Here is a 17,578-nt window from a genome sequence, read left to right as displayed (position 1 = left end):
CGATTTGCTATGTTAAAATCAAAAAAATTTTATAAATTGGTATTTATATGCAAACTTATCAAGCAACTCCAAATGCACTTCAAAATAAAGTAATTTTAATTACAGGTGCCGGCGATGGTATTGGCCGCGTAGCAGCAATTACCTACGCAAAGCATGGCGCGACAGTTATTTTACTTGGTAAAACAACAAATAAGCTCGAATGCGTTTACGATGAGATTGTCAATGCTGGTTACCCTCAGCCTGCTATTGTGCCAATGGACTTAAAAGGCGCGACAAAACAAAACTACCGCGATTTAGCAGCTACAATCGAAAGTCAATTTGGCCGATTAGACGGCTTATTGAATAATGCCGGTATTTTAGGGTCGCTAGGGCCACTTGAGCACTTTTGCTCTTCTACGTTTGAAAACATCATGAAAGTGAATGTTACTGCGCAAGCAATGATCACCAAAGCGCTATTCCCTGTGCTGCGTAAATCAGAAAATGCCTCTATTGTTTTCACTTCATCAAGCGTTGGCCGTAAAGGGCGCGAATTTTGGGGGCCTTATGCAATATCTAAATTTGCAGTTGAAGGCATGATGCAAACATGGGCCTGCGAAGTAGGTAAAACCAATATCCGTGTAAATTGTATAAACCCTGGCGCAACGCGTACCTCTATGCGCGCATCAGCGTATCCAGGGGAGGATCGCGATAAGCTTGCTACCCCAGAAGATTTAATGCCAACGTATTTATATTTAATGAGTGATGACTCGAGCGATGTAAACGGTGAATCTCTCGATGCGCAACAAAAAAGTAAACTACATTTTTAATTATAAAAAAAGCCGCATACATTGCGGCTTTTTTGTCGGTAATTTTTGGTAATTATACCAATTCGCTTAATTAAATTATCTATTTTAAGGCTAGAAAAACGTGTTGATCGCTAGGCAAAAAACTCGCTATTTAGCTGTGCTAAATGAGCATTTTTTTACCTAGGTAACGACACGTTTAGCCCCGCAAAATGATTAAGTATTATTACGTATTGGTATTACTTACGCTTAGTTTGCTTAACACGTTGGTTATGCTTTTTAACCGCTTTACGAATTTGGTTAATTTTAGCACGCTTATCTTTGCGCTTTTCAGGCATAACCGACAGTTTAGTTTGTGTTTCGCGGCCTAATTTAACGGTTTTACGTAAATAGTTAACGGTTTCTAAATCAAGTTCAGCCCAACCACCTTGAGGAAGGCGCTTATCTAGCTCTAATTTTCCGTAACGAATACGAATAAGGCGCGATACTTCTACATCCTGCGATTGCCATAAGCGGCGAACTTCACGGTTACGTCCTTCGTTTAGCGTTACATTGTACCAACGGTTAATCCCTTCGCCACCCAGTGATTTAACCGTTAAAAATTTTGCTGGACCATCTTCAAGCTCTACGCCACGCGTTAGGTTTTTAATGGTTTCATTGGTCACTTCACCAAATACACGGGCTGAATATTCACGCTCAACTTCATAACTTGGGTGCATTAAGCGGTTCGCTAACTCACCATCGTTGGTAAATAACATTAAACCAGCTGTGTTAATATCTAGTCGACCAACAGCAATCCAACGCTCACCGTCTATGCGTGGTAAACGGTCAAAAACAGTACGACGTCCTTCTGGGTCTTTACGTGTACTTAATTCCCCTTCTGGCTTGTTGTACATAATTACACGACAAATACGGTCGGCTTTTTCTTCAATTTTTACGCTGTGGCCATCAACACGTATTAAGTCTGTTTCCTCAACACGGTCACCTAATTTAGCCACTTTACCATTAACACTAACGCGGTTTGCATCAATGTATTTTTCCATTTCACGTCGTGAGCCTACCCCTGCACGGGCTAGGACTTTTTGTAACTTTTCACCTTGAATACTCATTCGGATGGTTCTCTCACAGAAGGATCACTTAATAACTGGTTTATTTTACTTTCCTGTTGCGCTGGCAATGCAGGGAGTTCATCTAAACCGGTTAACGAAAAATAATCTAAAAATAATTTTGTTGTTGCATAAAGCGCTGGTTTACCAGGTACTTCTTTATGCCCTACTACTTTAACCCACTCTCGCTCAAGGAGGGTTTTAATAATTGCTGATCCGGTTGTTACGCCTCGTACTTGCTCTATTTCACCACGCGTTATTGGTTGCCTGTAGGCAATTAACGACAATGTTTCTAGTAGTGCGCGAGAGTACTTAGGTGCCCGTTCTTGCCATAAATTACTAAGCCAAGGACTTAAACTACTACACGCTTGAAAGCGATAGCCACTGCCTACTTCAACTAGCTTAATGCCACGTGTTTGATAGTGGGTATGTATAGCGTCTATTGCAGTGTTAATTCGTGACATAGAAATAGCTAAATCAGCCAATACAGTATCTTTTAAGTGGCGTTTGCTAACAGGTTTGTCTGCGACAAATATAGCCGCTTCAATGATCTCAATTAATTGTTCATCACTAATTCGACGACCCGCCATAATATTTTGCTTTGCCCTTTAAAATACGTAGCCATCTATTATGACAGAACATCGCAAAAGGGGGAAAATATATCTGCTTTTAAAACAAATTAAATGCACAAAAAAGCCAGCAATTAATGCTGGCTCTTATGTGTAGCGTATTTAGCTAATATTAGCTGTTTTTATAATGCTTTAGTGCATCATCTTCAGCAACGGCTTTACCGTATTTGCTAATGTAGCCTTTAAACTCACCTTTACTGATGCGTTTATCATTGTTGCCATCCATGTAACCAAAATGGTTTGAAATATCATCATCGTCAGCTTCTTCTACTGAGATGTAACCATTTTTGTCGTTATCTAAACTTCTAAAATCATTTTCGATTTTATCAAATTTAGCTATTTTAGCTTTAAATGCCGACTCACTTACTTCGCTGTCAGTCGCTACCTTACCGGTATTTAACTGCATGTAAGTGTTAAATTCTTTACGACTGATCTCGTTATCCATATTGGTATCAATATTTGAAAAGTGGCCCCAGATGCTATCGTCATCTGCTTCTACTTTTGAAATATAACCATCACTGTCGTTATCTAAACTTGCAAAATCGCTATCGATTTTTTCAAGGCCTTGGTTTGAGGCACAAGCGGCTAAACTTAACGAAGCTAAAATAGTTGTTGCGAGTGTTAACTTTTTCATAAGACGTATCCTTGTAGTTAGTAAATGTCACTTTAACTATTACAAGTCCAATGCCAAAGTGCACAAGCCGCCAACAATCAATAAGTTACGTGTATTTAGCTTATTTTATATACATTAATCAATTACTTAGCTTTGCAATGATTGCTGCATACCTTGTAATTTTTGCAAAAAATACCCAGTACAAACTGGGCATTATTTTAATCTACATGTTACCGCGCAATTAGATTGCTGCGTTTTGGTAACGCTTTACAAATTCAGTTACGTTTTGTCCGTTACACTTTAATGAGTTTAAGTTACCAATTTTTTGGCGAACAGGCGCAAGGCCTTGCTTTAACGCTGTGATACATAACTGTGTTTCTTGGTGTGCATCTTTTGCAAACACTTCAACTTTTGATTCAGCAGCTTGGTTAGACGTTACTTTTTTAGCAATGTCACGAATATCTTGACCATTACATAAAACACTTTTAGAAAAACGCGATAAGTATACACCGTGTTGTGCTGCTTCTTTACGCGCTGCGCTAAAGCCTTCATTTGCACTTAATACACATAATTTAGATTCAAGTTTATTATCTTGGCTAAAGTAAGTGTTGCTTTTTGCTGATACAGACGCAGAGGCTAATAAAGCAGTAGCTAAAAGTAATTGTGTTTTCATGAGAGAGATCCTATTTGAACGACTAAACAAGTAATTATTGCGCATTATATATTCAATAATTACGAGATCAATTGAATTTTTTATTTATTTAAATAATTAATAAAGCATTTACAATGTTTAAACTTTACGCACCAATTGATCAACATTTGCGCAGCTATTTTCTCATTTCGATCATGTTATGTAGGCTTATTTACTGATACAATTTAGTTATAAAAACAGAGTCTAATTAAAGGTAAATTTTATGAAGGTTATTTCTTTCAATATCAATGGTCTGCGAGCTCGCTTACACCAGTTACAAGCAATTATAGATAAACACCAGCCAGACATTATTGGTTTGCAAGAAATTAAAGTTCATGATGAGGCGTTCCCTCTCGAGGACGTACAAAAAATGGGTTTCCACGTTTATTTTCATGGTCAAAAAGCGCACTACGGTGTGGCAATGTTATGCAAAAATGAGCCTAAATCGGTCTTAAAAGGTTTTGCCAGCGACACTGAAGAAGCACAAAAACGCATGATAAGTGTGACAGTTGAGCAAGAAAATGGCCGCGACCTAACGGTAATGAATGGTTATTTCCCACAAGGCGATAATATAAATCACGAAATAAAATTCCCTTATAAGCGTCAGTTTTACAAAGATTTAATGACCCATTTAGAAACAAACCACACGCCCGATGAAGACGTTATCGTTATGGGCGATATCAATATTTCGCCTACCGATTTAGATATTGGTATTGGTGAAGTAAACGCTAAACGCTGGCTTAAAACAGGTAAGTGCTCGTTTCAACCAGAGGAGCGCGAATGGCTTGCTAAATTATTAAATTGGGGCTTTAAAGATACCTTCAGAGAGCAAAACCCTGAAACAAGCGACAAATACTCGTGGTTTGATTATCGCTCTAAAGGGTTTGTAGATAATCGTGGCCTACGCATTGATGTTGTACTTGCTACCCATGCCCTTGCCGAGCGATGTATTGATACCGGCATAGATTACGAATTACGCGGCATAGAAAAGCCCTCTGACCATGCGCCAATTTGGTCAACCTTTAAATAATTGCTATGTTAACGCTTAAAATGCAAGGGCTCCTTTGGGCCCTTGTTTTAATTATTACCTTTATAAGCGTAGAAAAAAATACCTATAAAGCACTTTATAAAACGCCTGCACGGCAAATAGGGGTGCTTGCGTGTGCGTTAGTGTTTGCCATGTTATGGCAAATTAAAGCGGGTATTTTAAGCGGTCTTGATTTACACATTTTAGGTGTAACTGCCGCAACGCTAATTTTAGGGTGGCGCCTTGCTATTTTAAGTAGCCTGCTGGCTAGTGCCCTATTGGCGGCTTTTGCAAACATTGATCTTAATCTTTTGCCCATGCAAATACTGTTTGGTGCATTTATTCCTACATTATTAAGCTACCTTGGCTTTATAATGAGTTATCAGTATTTACCGCGTCACTTTTTTGTTTATATTTTTGTGTGCTCTTTTATATTGGCAGGCTTTATTGCATGTCTAAAAATAAGCTTAGGGGCTTTGTTTTATTTGCTTATAGGGCAATATAATTGGCAAGAATTGGCAGATAATTACGTATACCTAAGTGCTATCATTTGGTTTCCTGAGGCAATGCTTAACGGTATGGCCATTACGCTTTTGATCACTTATCGGCCACACTGGGTCAAAACTTTTTATGATAAGGACTACCTAGACTCATGAGTCTGCAATACCAATGCCCTTTATGTAACCACGCACTTTTAAAACATAATTCATCACTTCGATGTGACAATAATCACACCTTCGACTTTGCCAAAGAAGGCTATGTAAATTTATTACCGGTGCAACACAAAAACTCAAAGCAACCGGGTGATTCGCTCGAAATGGTACAAGCAAGGCGTGCTTTTTTAGAGCAAGGCTTTTACGCATTTTTACAGCGCGCATTAAGTAATATAATTAGTGAGCGCAAACCAAACGTGCTAATAGATTTAGGCTGCGGCGAAGGGTTTTATACTCATGCCATTGCCGATAAAATAGAGGCGCAGGTATACGGCGTCGATATTTCTAAATCAGCCGTAAAATATGCAGCAAAGCGATACCCACAATGTCATTTTAGTGTTGCATCAATTAGCCAGGCGCCTTTTAAGTCAGGCACTGCTGACGTATTGCTGAGTGTTTTTGCGCCTTTGTTTGAGCAAGAGCTGGCGCGTCTAGCAGCGCCAAATGCCACATTAGTAGTTGCAAGCCCAGGGCCGTGGCATTTAAAAGAGCTTAAAGAATATATTTATGCAGATGTAGCAAAACACACTGAAATTGACACGCCAAGCGGCTTTATAAAAGCAGATCAAAAGCTCATTACAGAGCAGGTTACGCTTAATTTTTCAGATATTAAAAATTTAATAATGATGACACCATTTGCGTGGAAATTTAGACCTGAACATTGGCAAACTCTTGAAGAAAAAGGCGCCCAAAGCGTCACCCTATCGTTTTACATTACCGAGTTTAGTAAAGCCGATTGATATTTTAATAACGAGTGTTTGTGAGGAAGTTACTGCCAGGCTATATTGAGTTAGCTCATATGCCAGGGGGAGTGTTATAAATAAATGGAGCAAAGCGTGCGCTCTGCTCATACACTTATAGAAAAACGTGCTCTAAAATTGTTCTTTAGTAAACGCTTTATCCATTTTATCAAACATGTCTTTTAATAAGTGTGCAAGCTCCATATAACGGGGCTTGTTTTCGCTTATTTGGGCTTGATAGCCATTTGCCACCATTTTGGTATATAACTCGTTGTACCATTTTTGCATGCTCGGTTCTAATGGTGTTTCGGCTCGCTTACCTAACCAAAACAAGCCTTGCAACGGCAACGATAAAAAAAACAATGCACTGGCAATCGCTTGCGGTAAAAAATCGGGGCCTAAATAGTTAAGCTGAAAAAATAACGTAAGCATGGCTAATATTGGCATTACAGTAATTGCCAGCTCGGTTGCCTTAATTACTTTAAATTCGTTAAACAACGGTGCTAACTCTTTACGCATAGGCCATTTTTTTGCATATAACCTACCCGTTTGTAATTGTGACATCACACTTTTTTGCATCATGACTCCTCACATCTAAACTTTTAAACCCGTAGCGCCTGCTTGCCACTGCCTGTAAGTGTAACACAAATAAATAGCTTCACACTTTAGCAGTAAAAGTTATTGTTTTTGTATATATAAGCAACTAAACACTAAACTAAATTTATTAACTGGGTTAAAATACTCATCTTATAAATTAGACTTTAGTCGCTTTTTTATCACCTATATGGTGGCTAAGTTTACCTTTAATTTGCACCTTAAGTGTATTGTTCATATCTTAACGTACACTTACTAAATTTATTGTTTATGGAAACTGTATCTATGCCAACTACGCCCTCTAAATCACAACACGTTTTAGTATTAAACTGTGGTAGTTCGAGTTTAAAATTTGCCATTATTGATGCTGATAACGGGCATGAAATTATTTCGGGCTTAGCTGAACGCCTAGGTTCAGAAAATCCATCTATTAAATATAAATACCAAGGTGATAAAACCGTTATCACCTTAGCTGCTAATCAAGCGCATGGTGAAGCCATTAATACGCTTGTGAGCCTAATTAAAGATCACCACTTAGATGAGCATTTAATTGCCGTAGGCCATCGTGTTGTTCACGGTGGTGAGCACTTTACTCAATCTGCATTAGTGGATGAAAAAGTCATAGCGGGTATTTCAGATGCTTCAAGCCTTGCCCCTTTACATGGCCATGCAAACTTACTGGGTATTTCATCAGCGCAGGCTTCGTTTGCTGGTTTGCCACAGGTTGCTGTTTTTGACACTGCATTTCATCAAACCATGGATAAAGTAGCCTACTTATATGCACTCCCTTACAAGCTATACACAGAGCACGGTGTTCGCCGTTACGGTATGCACGGCACAAGCCACTACTATGTAGCAAGCCAAACCGCTAAATTAATTAATAAGCCTGTTGAGCAAAGCAATTTTATTAGTGCGCATTTAGGTAATGGTTGTTCTGTATGTGCAATTAAAGGCGGTAAAAGTGTAGATACTAGCATGGGCTTAACCCCGCTTGCTGGGTTAGTAATGGGCACCCGCAGTGGTGATATCGACCCTGGTTTATTTAACTTTTTAACAACACAACTTAATTATGATGCAAAACAAATCGACAACTTACTTAATAAAGAAAGTGGTTTGTTAGGTATTAGTGAACTGTCTAACGACTGCAGAACCATAGAAGAAGCCGCTGTAGCTGGCCATGAAAAAGCCGCCCTTGCACTTGACATTTTTTGCTACCGCCTTGCTAAGCAAATTGCCGCCTACATGGTGCCATTACAGCAGTTAGATGCGCTTATTTTTACCGGTGGTATAGGCGAAAACTCAGATATTATCCGCGAAAAAGTAATCACACAACTGGCGTTTTTAGGCTTAGATTGCGATAAACAAGCCAACTTAGATGCGCGATTTGGTAATGAAGGCATTATTAGCTCTGACAACGCGACCACTAAAGCGGTTGTAATGCCAACTAATGAAGAATGGGTAATAGCCCTTGATGCCGCTAACATTGTGAAGGAGCTTTAATTATGGCACGTCGTATTATGTTAATTCCGGTTTCTACAGGTGTTGGTTTAACATCTGTTTCTGTCGGGTTAGTGCGTGCGCTTGAGCAAAAAACCGTGAAAGTTAACTTTTTCAAGCCAATTGCCCAACCACGTACGGGTGAAACAGGCCCTGAAAAGTCAACTCAAATTATTATGCAAGGCTCATCAATTACCCCACCAACTCCTTTTGCATTAAGCTATGCAGAGCAAATGATTGGCGATGGTAAAGGCGATGATTTACTTGAAGAAATAGTAGAGCGCTTTGAAAGTAAAATTAACGATGACGAAGTGGCTATTATTGAAGGTATGGTGCCTACTCGCCGCCAACCTTATGCAGGGCGTGTAAACCGCGAAATAGCCCAAACTCTGGGTGCCGATATTGTATTTGTATTAACCCCTGGTAATTACACCATTACGCAAATTGAAGACCGTTTAGAAATTGCTGCTGGGTATTATGGTGGCATTGATCACCCGCGGGTTTTAGGCTGTATTTTTAACAAAGTGAATGCCCCGCTCGATGAAGAAGGCCGCGCCCGCGCTGATTTGGTCGATTCATACAAAGCTGAAGAGCTCGATAACGAATTAAACCGTTTAGCTTCTTTACCTATTTTTAGAAAAAACCCATTTATGCTGTTAGGCGCCATCCCGTGGGACTTTGATTTAGTTGCGCCGCGCGTTAAAGATTTAAGCGCGTATTTAAAAGCCACCATTATTAACGAAGGCGACATGCTACACCGTCGCTTACGCCGTATTACATTTTGTGCGCGTACCGTATCAAACATTTTGAACCACTTTACACCGGGCGCATTATTAGTTACCCCAGGCGATCGTTCAGATATTTTAGTCGCTGCGTGTTTGTCGGCCATGAACGGCACTAAAATTGGTGCTATTTTACTTACCGGTGGTTTTGAACCAGAGCCGCGTATAATGGCGCTGTGTGAACAAGCAATGCAAACAGGCTTGCCTATTTTAGCCACAGAGGCCGATACTTGGCGTACATCATTACTACTGCATAATTTTAATATGGAAGTACCAAGCGATGATGACCAACGTATTGAAAAAGTAAAAGATCACAACGCAGAATATATCGATTCTGATTGGCTCGATACGCTTGCAAAAAATGTTGGAAAAACACGTAAGCTCTCTCCTCCTGCGTTTCGTTATTTACTTACTGATAAAGCCCGTAAAGCGGCTAAAACAGTGGTACTTCCTGAAGGAAATGAGCCGCGTACTATTAAAGCCGCGGCTATTTGTGGACAACGTGGTATTGCAAAAACAGTATTACTTGGCGATCGCGATGAAATAATGCGTATTGCCGAGCAACAAGGTATTGAGCTTAACGAACATGTAAGTATTGTTGAGCCAAAATCGGTGATTAACGACTATGTTGCACCTATGGTCGAAATTCGTAAAAGCAAAGGCTTAACAGAAGTCGTAGCACAAGAGCAATTACAAGATAATGTTGTACTGGGCACTATGATGCTTGAGCAAGGTAAAGTCGATGGCTTAGTATCTGGCGCTGTTAACACAACAGCTAATACAATTCGCCCACCGCTACAGCTAATTAAAACCGCTCCAGGGTCATCACTTGTATCGTCTGTGTTTTTTATGCTGCTGCCCGACCAAGTACTGGTATACGGCGACTGTGCAATTAACCCTGACCCTAATGCAGAACAATTAGCAGATATCGCTATTCAGTCAGCCGATTCTGCAGCTGCGTTTGGCATAGAGCCACGTGTTGCCATGATAAGCTACAGCACAGGTACTTCTGGCTCTGGCGCCGATGTTGAAAAAGTGCGTGAAGCCACGCAAATTGCTCAACAAAAACGTCCAGATTTAATTATTGATGGGCCATTGCAATACGACGCTGCGATTATGGAAAATGTTGCTCTTAAAAAAGCACCAAATAGCCCAGTAGCCGGTAAAGCTACGGTATTTATTTTCCCAGACCTTAATACCGGTAACACAACCTACAAAGCCGTACAACGTAGTGCCGATCTAATCAGCATAGGGCCTATGTTACAAGGTATGCGAAAGCCCGTTAACGATTTAAGCCGTGGCGCATTAGTCGATGACATAGTGTACACCATTGCACTTACAGCTATTCAAGCAGCTCAAGTTGAAGCACTCGAAAACGCCTAAATTAAACTAGTGCTTTTTATAGCCTAGCTAATATTTACTTATTAATTAGTTAGTTAGGCTATTTATACCTACCAATTCCCATACTTATCCACAGAAATTGTGGGTAAGTTTTAAATCCTTATTACCCACAGCCACACAGCCTTTATTTTAGTGGCTGTTACACCTTTAATTTATAGCCAATAATCTATACTATTAACTGACTCTATACGCTGTTTGCAGGTTATTAATGTCAAAACAAACATTACAATTACACAGCACGCTGTTGTCAATTCATAGTTTAGAAGTGGATGCAGACATTCCTGTAGCGCTATTAAAATTACCCCTATTTTTTATTTCTAAAACTCACGATGAGCTTTCTATTGTTTGCCCTAGTCATTTTGCTATTGAGTGTTTAGATACAGAGCCTGATTGGCAAGCACTTGAAGTGGTTGGCCCGTTGGGGTTTTCTTTAACGGGGATTATGGCCAATATATCTGGCGTGCTTGCAAAGGCTAATATTTCTATTTTTTCCATCTCAACCTACGACACAGATTATATTTTGGTAAAAAAACACACTGCGCAGCAAGCCATCACTGCACTTAAAAACGATGGCTACAATTTAGTAGTAGATCAATAAATGAGAACAGCCTCTATCGAGTTTTTAGCGCAAAATAAGCTCCCCGCCAGCGCATTAAAAATTACCAGCCCCTTTAGCGGCAAAGTCATTGATTTGAACCTGCACCCTGAGCCCTTTTTTAAATTTTCTACCCTTGGGCCAACTATGTTGGTTGCACTAAGTAATCATAAAATTTTAGCGCCCTTTGATGGCACTTTAGTGCAGGTTAAAAATGCAGGATGTGAATTTATTCTCCAAGCAAATAACGGTTTAAAGGTTCTCATTAACTTGTCACTACCGGCGCAGCAGCCTATTACACACACACATATTGCACAGCTAAATGGCAGCAAAATAAGCAAAGGGCAGCGCTTAGCTTACTTTGATTTACGCGAACTTAAATCGCCCTTACTGGCCAGCTTAGTGCTATTAAATGGCCATAACTTAGGTACTTTTCATTATTCACACACGCACGTAAATGCGGGTGTAGACCCCCTTTTAACTATTATTAAGAAGAACTAAACCTATGATCACTCTTTACGGCATTAGTAATTGCGACACCATTAAAAAAGCCAAAAAATACCTCGCCGACAACAACATAGATTTTACCTTTCACGATTACCGAAAAGACGGTGTAAACGAGCAGCTTGTAAGCGAATTTGCTGAGCATATTGACTGGGAACAGTTAGTTAATAAGCGTGGTACAACCTATCGCGCACTCGCTGATGAGCAAAAGCAAAACCTAAACAAAGACACGGCTATAACATTACTTGTAGAGCAACCAGCTATGATCAAGCGCCCAGTGCTTGTTAATAACAACAGCTACCACTTAGGCTTTAAAGCTGCGCAATACGATGAGATATTTAAATAATGACACATGAAGTAATTGCACTTGCACAAGCGCTTATTCAGCGCGAGTCGGTAACCCCTGAAGATGCGGGTTGCCAATCAATGATGAACGAGCGTTTAAAAGCCCTAGGATTTAATATCGAGTCGTTGTTTTTTACCGATACACTCAATACATGGGCCCGAAAAGGAAACGAGTCGCCACACTTTTGTTTTGCAGGCCATACCGATGTTGTCCCTACAGGCCCTGCACAAAACTGGCAGCACCCGCCATTTTCAGGCTTAATTGAAGATGGTTTGCTGCATGGCCGAGGCGCAGCTGATATGAAAGGTTCCCTGGCAGCAATGCTTGTTGCTACTGAGCGCTTTGTAGCTAAAAACCCTGATCACAAAGGCTCTATCTCATTTTTAATTACCTCTGATGAAGAAGGCCCCTTTATCAACGGCACAACCAAAGTAATAGACACGCTTGAAGCACGCGGCGAAAAAATTGATATGTGCTTAGTGGGTGAGCCTTCATCGCGAGATGTACTCGGTGATGTAGTGAAAAATGGCCGTCGTGGCTCCCTTACTGGCTTTTTAAAAGTAAAAGGTGTGCAAGGCCATGTAGCCTACCCCCACTTAGCACAAAACCCAATTCATTTGGCTGCCCCCGCCATTACTGAACTTAGCCAAACAGTGTGGGACAACGGCAATGAATTTTTCCCTGCAACCAGCTTCCAAGTATCAAATATAAAGGGTGGCACGGGGGCCGGTAATGTCATACCGGGCGAGCTTGAGGTGCAATTTAATTTTAGATTTAGTACCGAAGTAACTCATCAGCAACTGCAAGAACGGGTTAATGCTATTTTACAAACGCATGACTTAAACTACGAATTAAGCTGGATAGTAAACGGCTTGCCGTTTATAACCGAGCATGGCCCGTTAGTTGATGCCACTGTAAATGCGATTAAATCTGTTACGGGGTTAACCACTAACCTCGAAACCACCGGGGGTACGTCAGATGGGCGCTTTATAGCGCAAACAGGCGCAAAAGTGATTGAACTAGGCCCCCGCAACGCCACTATTCATAAAGTAGATGAATGTGTAAGCACCGATGATTTAATCGCTTTAGCTGATATTTACGAACAAATTTTAGAACAATTGTTAACCTAATGGCACTCGATACCAATACATTAGCAATGTGTATCACTGGACAAAGTGATACACACCTCACTGAGATTCAATCGCATCGGTTACATACTGATATTATTGATGACTTTTTAGCCCTGCAAAATGGCGCTAAAAATGCTGGTTTTGAGTTGACTATTGCCTCAAGTTTTCGCGATTTTAATCGCCAAGCTATGATTTGGAATAACAAGTTTTTAGGTATACGCCCTGTTTTTAATAAACAGCAACAGATAGTGGATTTAAGCCAACTAAATGAGTTGGAAAAATGCACGGCTATTATGCTCTACTCTGCCTTGCCAGGGGCTAGTCGGCATCATTTAGGTACCGACCTTGATGTGTATGATACCGCTGCAATTAACGATGACTATAAGCTGCAACTTACCCCTGATGAATACCAACATGGGGGACCATTTGCGCCACTCAGCCAGTGGCTTGATAAAAATCTAGCTAAATATGGTTTTTATCGCCCCTACAAACAGGATTTAGGCGGCGTAGCACCTGAACTTTGGCATATTAGCCATATTAAGCAATCTCAGCGGTTAGTAAACACATTGAGCGAAGCGATGCTTTACGAATGTATAAGCAACAGCGATTTAGAGGGTAAGTCAGCTATTTTAGATAATTTACCCGCGCTATATAAACGTTTTATAACAAATGTAAGCCCGCCTTAATAGCGGGCTTTTCTTGGCATTACCGCGCTGTATGCTTATTTAATATAAACACCAATACCGAGCCGAGTATTAGTGAGCTTGCAATAATAAACTCCACTGTTACCTGCTCAGATAAAAACAACATACCAGCGATAGCAGCCAGTACAGGCACACATAACTGTACGACCGCCGCTTGCGTGCTTTTTAGTAGCGGCATGGCCACATACCAAATACTGTAACCAATGCCTGATGCAATGGCGCCCGAGGCGCACGCTAGTAACACCCCTTGCATACTTACTGTTTTTAAATAGCCTATTGCTACAAGTAATAAAACAGGAATAGCCACTAAGCTTCTAATAAAGTTAAAGGCGGTGGTCCGCAGCGGCGATACACACGCTTTACCGCGTATACTGTAAACGCCCCATGCAACGCCACTTAACGCCATAAGCGATGCCCCTAACAAAGAAGGCACAGCGGCAGAGGGCAACATTAAATACACAAACCCAGCTAACGCGACAAAAAAAGCCCCCCACTGCAATTTACTTAGCTGCTCTTTTTTATATATGCCCCAACCAATCATGGTAAGTTGCACCGCTGAAAATAAAATAAGCGCACCGGTGCCTGTATCTAGCTCTATATAAGCAATAGAAAAACAAAGTGCATATACCAATAAACTAATACTGCTTCGCCAACTTCCGGTATCACTTAAAATAGCGTCATTAAGCGCCCCCTTACGCTTAAGGTTATACGTATATACAGCCATAATTAAGCCTAAACACACGGCACCACTTACGAGCCTGATAATTGTAAAATTCCACGCATCAATATAACCTTGCGCTAACGCCATACGGCAAAGTAAAGAATTTGCCGCAAAGGCTATTAATGCAACGAGGGTGTATAAAGTGGCTTTCAAAATCGCTCCTTAACTAAAACCTTATAATGAGATGCTTTAAATTGGCTTGCTCAGCCAGTTCTGTATTTAAACAGCTGAGCCATTTAGCTGTAAAGCGGCATTGTTGTAATTACTCTAATCTTATTCGCAGCATTATAACTTTATATACTGCTAAATTGCTGTAATTAAGCGTCTATCCTCTGGTATTCACAAGCTATTCATGATGATATGCCTACCTTAAATACACGTAATTTAACTAACTCGCGCTGACCTTAGGGAGAATAGTTTTTAAATCCTCACAGGTCTATATGCCCTAAATTAGGCTACGCTTTTTTACACTATTTCACACAAATCCAAAACCAGAGTATGTTAATCTTTAAAACCTAACTATATAGGAGTGCTCAGTGCGCCAAAGTATAATTTTAAGTGTTTGTTTTATATTAAGTGGATGCAGCACCATAGGCTTTAATGATTTATTTAACGACTATGCAAGCCAAATGACGCCTGTAAGAAACGCAATTCAAAATAACAATATTGAACAGGCTCAATCACTTATTGCCAACAATAGTAAGTTACACAGTAGCTATTTACTTAACCAATTAGAGCAAGCCCGTTTAAAAGACCTTGCTAACGAGCAAAGTCTTTCACAACAACAATTTGAAAACGTATACGCCCAGGTACAAACAAAACGAGAAGCAGCAAAAATTCAATTAAGTGCAGGGCTTGAACAAAGTAACGCCTTATTTACTAACGACTCTGCCATTACCTATGTACCACCGGCATATGAAATGAGTATGCTACATAGCTACAAAGCACTTAATTATGTATACAACAGTGATTTAGAAGGCGCCTTGGTTGAAATACGTCGTGCTAACAAAGTACAAGTCGATGCGCTTGCAGATAATCAAACACAAATAAACGACACAATAGAGCAAGCACAACAGCATTACCCAAGTATGAGTAATGTGACACGCGGTATTAAAAATGGTTTTCAAAATGCCTTTACGTTTTATTTATCTGCACTGTTGTACCAAAGTGATAAACAATACGATGATGCCTACATTGATTATAAAAAAGCATTAGAGATTCAACCTGATAATCACTACTTACAGCAAGATGTAATGCGATTAGCTAAAAAGCAAGGTTTTAACCAAGATTTAGAAGAGTTTGAGCGCCGCTTTAGCCCATTAAAGCCCCTTCGTGCTAATCACGGTGAAGTCGTTATATTGGTTGAACAAGGCTTAGTGCCTAAACAAGATGAATTTAAATTACGCTTGCCTATTTATACCTCAGGTGGCGATGCGCGTTTTTACAGTTTAGCAATGCCGGTTTATAAAGATAATGCGTTTATAGCTAATATTAATGGCGTAAATATAGGTTCGCAGAATTTAGAGCTCAACCCATTAGTGCATATAGAAGCATTAGCGGCTAAAACATTAGAGCAACAAATACCGGCTCGCGTATCTAGGCAAGTATTACGCTTAGTAGCCAAAGAAAAAGTGCGCGCAGAGCTTGCACGTAGCACAGGTGATGTAGGCAATATCATTGCTAATATTTATAATTTGGCGTCTGAGCAGGCCGATACACGCAGCTGGCTTACTTTACCTAATCAAATAAGCATGGCTCGTAGCAGTTTAAATGCAGGGTCGCATACACTTTTAATAGGCAACCATGCGCCTATTAATTTTACCGTTAGTAAGCAAGGGTTAACCTTAATTTACCTAACCTCTATTAATAACTATTTTAACTACCATGTGGTTCAACTCTAGGAGTCATCATGAAATATACTTTGCCATTAGTGGCTGCATTAATGCTTGGGGCATGTGCAAGCCAACCTGATACATCAGGCATTTCGGTTGAGCAAAGCAAAAATACATTTAACGAGCAGTTACATGTTGATAATCCTGCTCTAGGTGAAAAGCTTGCCATTACCGATGTTAAAACACGCCAAACAAACCAGTTAACCGACGTGGTAGTAACACTAAGCAGCCAATATAAAAAGTCTCAGTATTTGCAGTATCAGTTTAATTGGTACGACAAAGACGGGTTTGTAATTAAAGGAAACCACTCACCTTGGCAAGCCTTAACACTGTTTGGTTTTTCTAAAACACAATTACCCGGCTTAGCGCCAACACCGGATGCGGTTACATTTTCGCTCGCAGTAAGAGAAGTGTCTACCGACGCACAAGAATTTAAAGAATAAGGGTTATAAAGATGATCACTACACAATTTAAAACGTTATCGAGTTATGCAGTTATTGGCCTGAGCGCACTCATTTTAAGCGGTTGTGCCAATAAAGCCGTAGTTAGTTATGGCGACGCGCAAGCAGTAGAAACCACCGATATAAACTTTGGCTCTACCGATTTACAAAAAGTAGCCAGCCAAATGACCGACTCACTACTTAGCTCGCCGGTTATTGGCACAATGACCCAAAACAAACGCCCTGTGGTATTTGTTGAGCGCATTAAAAATAAAACCAGTGAACACATAGACACTGAATCTATTACCGACTCAATCTCTACGCAACTGTTGCGCAGCGGTAAGTTTCGTTTTGTTGACATGACCCGTGTTGAATCAGTACGTGAGCAGCTTAACTTTCAAAACGAAGATGCCCTTGTAAACCCTGCCACCGCTGTTGCCTTTGGTAAACAAATTGGTGCGCAATACATGTTGTACGGCAACTTATCGAGCATTGTTAAATCAAATGCTGATAAATCAGATGTGTATTACAAATTTACAATGCGCTTAATGGATATGCAAAGCGGCCTAGTCGAGTGGGCAGACGAAACTGAAATTCGTAAAACGAAAGAAAAATCGACATTTGGTTGGTAATAATACCAATTAGCTAAATTAACTGATCTATTTTGAGGC

The 17,578-nt window shown here is 40.2% G+C and carries 20 protein-coding genes; 14 read left to right on the top strand and 6 right to left on the bottom strand.

The window, feature by feature from the left end; translation table 11 throughout:
- The first annotated feature begins 47 nt into the window (after nucleotides 1-47).
- Entirely contained in the window at nucleotides 48-806 is a 759-nt protein-coding gene (locus tag PSH50_RS08220; RefSeq protein ID WP_273586537.1) for a YciK family oxidoreductase, read from the top strand.
- A 215-nt stretch (nucleotides 807-1,021) separates the two neighbouring features.
- On the opposite strand, the gene rluB is transcribed toward PSH50_RS08220, so the two are convergent.
- The 4 genes from rluB to PSH50_RS08200 all read right to left on the bottom strand — a co-directional run bounded on the left by rluB (nucleotide 1,022) and on the right by PSH50_RS08200 (nucleotide 3,803).
- Nucleotides 1,022-1,891 carry a 23S rRNA pseudouridine(2605) synthase RluB gene (gene rluB, locus PSH50_RS08215; protein WP_004587786.1) on the bottom strand — a complete coding sequence of 290 codons (870 nt, stop codon included), beginning with the start codon at nucleotides 1,889-1,891 and terminating at the stop codon, nucleotides 1,022-1,024.
- A complete protein-coding gene (gene scpB, locus PSH50_RS08210) occupies nucleotides 1,888-2,478 on the bottom strand; it encodes an SMC-Scp complex subunit ScpB (protein WP_024034031.1) in 591 nt (196 codons plus the stop codon). The genes rluB and scpB overlap by 4 nt, the downstream gene beginning before the upstream one ends.
- A 151-nt stretch (nucleotides 2,479-2,629) precedes the next feature.
- Entirely contained in the window at nucleotides 2,630-3,151 is a 522-nt protein-coding gene (locus tag PSH50_RS08205) for an EF-hand domain-containing protein (RefSeq protein ID WP_004587784.1), read from the bottom strand.
- 220 nt (nucleotides 3,152-3,371) lie between these two features.
- Nucleotides 3,372-3,803: a hypothetical protein gene (locus PSH50_RS08200; protein WP_004587783.1), complete on the bottom strand. Its 432-nt coding sequence runs from the start codon at nucleotides 3,801-3,803 to the stop codon at nucleotides 3,372-3,374.
- Between the two features lie 241 nt (nucleotides 3,804-4,044).
- Here PSH50_RS08200 and xthA point away from each other — a divergent pair, with 241 nt between their 5' ends.
- Genes xthA through PSH50_RS08185 form a run of 3 tightly spaced genes read left to right on the top strand, consistent with a single transcriptional unit; the run spans nucleotide 4,045 to nucleotide 6,301 of the window.
- Nucleotides 4,045-4,851 carry an exodeoxyribonuclease III gene (gene xthA, locus PSH50_RS08195; protein WP_273586536.1) on the top strand — a complete coding sequence of 269 codons (807 nt, stop codon included), beginning with the start codon at nucleotides 4,045-4,047 and terminating at the stop codon, nucleotides 4,849-4,851.
- Between the two features lie 5 nt (nucleotides 4,852-4,856).
- A complete protein-coding gene (locus tag PSH50_RS08190) occupies nucleotides 4,857-5,504 on the top strand; it encodes an energy-coupling factor ABC transporter permease (RefSeq protein WP_024034028.1) in 648 nt (215 codons plus the stop codon).
- The gene (locus tag PSH50_RS08185) at nucleotides 5,501-6,301 is read left to right on the top strand and encodes a putative RNA methyltransferase (protein WP_029772082.1); all 801 of its coding nucleotides are present in this window, start codon (nucleotides 5,501-5,503) and stop codon (nucleotides 6,299-6,301) included. The genes PSH50_RS08190 and PSH50_RS08185 overlap by 4 nt, the downstream gene beginning before the upstream one ends.
- A 132-nt stretch (nucleotides 6,302-6,433) precedes the next feature.
- Here the strand turns inward: PSH50_RS08185 and yfbV are convergent, their stop codons facing one another.
- Nucleotides 6,434-6,880: a terminus macrodomain insulation protein YfbV gene (gene yfbV, locus PSH50_RS08180; protein WP_054982400.1), complete on the bottom strand. Its 447-nt coding sequence runs from the start codon at nucleotides 6,878-6,880 to the stop codon at nucleotides 6,434-6,436.
- A 300-nt stretch (nucleotides 6,881-7,180) separates the two neighbouring features.
- On the opposite strand from yfbV, the gene PSH50_RS08175 reads away from it, so the two are divergent.
- The 7 genes from PSH50_RS08175 to PSH50_RS08145 all read left to right on the top strand — a co-directional run bounded on the left by PSH50_RS08175 (nucleotide 7,181) and on the right by PSH50_RS08145 (nucleotide 13,836).
- Nucleotides 7,181-8,395 (top strand): acetate kinase, encoded by a 1,215-nt coding sequence (locus PSH50_RS08175; RefSeq protein ID WP_273586534.1) that lies wholly within the window; start codon nucleotides 7,181-7,183, stop codon nucleotides 8,393-8,395.
- A 2-nt stretch (nucleotides 8,396-8,397) separates the two neighbouring features.
- Complete coding sequence (pta, locus tag PSH50_RS08170) at nucleotides 8,398-10,557, top strand: phosphate acetyltransferase (RefSeq protein ID WP_004587777.1); 2,160 nt, start codon at nucleotides 8,398-8,400, stop codon at nucleotides 10,555-10,557.
- Nucleotides 10,558-10,783: 226 nt separating this feature from the next.
- Complete coding sequence (locus tag PSH50_RS08165; protein ID WP_004587776.1) at nucleotides 10,784-11,173, top strand: ACT domain-containing protein; 390 nt, start codon at nucleotides 10,784-10,786, stop codon at nucleotides 11,171-11,173.
- Nucleotides 11,174-11,671 carry a PTS glucose transporter subunit IIA gene (locus PSH50_RS08160; protein ID WP_273586533.1) on the top strand — a complete coding sequence of 166 codons (498 nt, stop codon included), beginning with the start codon at nucleotides 11,174-11,176 and terminating at the stop codon, nucleotides 11,669-11,671. It begins immediately after the preceding gene.
- Between the two features lie 4 nt (nucleotides 11,672-11,675).
- Nucleotides 11,676-12,020: an ArsC family reductase gene (locus PSH50_RS08155; RefSeq protein WP_096739706.1), complete on the top strand. Its 345-nt coding sequence runs from the start codon at nucleotides 11,676-11,678 to the stop codon at nucleotides 12,018-12,020.
- Complete coding sequence (gene dapE, locus PSH50_RS08150; protein ID WP_004587773.1) at nucleotides 12,020-13,150, top strand: succinyl-diaminopimelate desuccinylase; 1,131 nt, start codon at nucleotides 12,020-12,022, stop codon at nucleotides 13,148-13,150. The genes PSH50_RS08155 and dapE overlap by 1 nt, the downstream gene beginning before the upstream one ends.
- Nucleotides 13,150-13,836 carry a M15 family metallopeptidase gene (locus PSH50_RS08145; protein WP_264389630.1) on the top strand — a complete coding sequence of 229 codons (687 nt, stop codon included), beginning with the start codon at nucleotides 13,150-13,152 and terminating at the stop codon, nucleotides 13,834-13,836. Before dapE ends, PSH50_RS08145 begins: the two co-directional genes overlap by 1 nt.
- Before the next feature lie 19 nt (nucleotides 13,837-13,855).
- Here the strand turns inward: PSH50_RS08145 and PSH50_RS08140 are convergent, their stop codons facing one another.
- Entirely contained in the window at nucleotides 13,856-14,728 is an 873-nt protein-coding gene (locus PSH50_RS08140; protein ID WP_054982394.1) for a DMT family transporter, read from the bottom strand.
- A gap of 383 nt (nucleotides 14,729-15,111) precedes the next feature.
- Between PSH50_RS08140 and PSH50_RS08135 the strand changes: the two genes are divergently transcribed.
- Genes PSH50_RS08135 through lpoB form a run of 3 tightly spaced genes read left to right on the top strand, consistent with a single transcriptional unit; the run spans nucleotide 15,112 to nucleotide 17,539 of the window.
- Nucleotides 15,112-16,476, top strand: coding sequence for a COG3014 family protein (locus tag PSH50_RS08135; protein WP_273586532.1), 1,365 nt, complete (start codon nucleotides 15,112-15,114; stop codon nucleotides 16,474-16,476).
- Nucleotides 16,477-16,484: 8 nt separating this feature from the next.
- Nucleotides 16,485-16,910: a YcfL family protein gene (locus PSH50_RS08130; protein WP_024032667.1), complete on the top strand. Its 426-nt coding sequence runs from the start codon at nucleotides 16,485-16,487 to the stop codon at nucleotides 16,908-16,910.
- 11 nt (nucleotides 16,911-16,921) lie between these two features.
- Nucleotides 16,922-17,539, top strand: a complete 618-nt coding sequence (gene lpoB / locus PSH50_RS08125; RefSeq protein WP_024032666.1) for a penicillin-binding protein activator LpoB — start codon at nucleotides 16,922-16,924, stop codon at nucleotides 17,537-17,539.
- The last annotated feature ends 39 nt before the right edge of the window (nucleotides 17,540-17,578 follow it).

This window comes from Pseudoalteromonas sp. Angola-7, assembly GCF_028599255.1.
In the GTDB taxonomy this organism is placed as follows: Bacteria; Pseudomonadota; Gammaproteobacteria; order Enterobacterales; family Alteromonadaceae; genus Pseudoalteromonas; species Pseudoalteromonas atlantica.
This window is presented reverse-complemented; position numbering and strand designations above follow the sequence as displayed.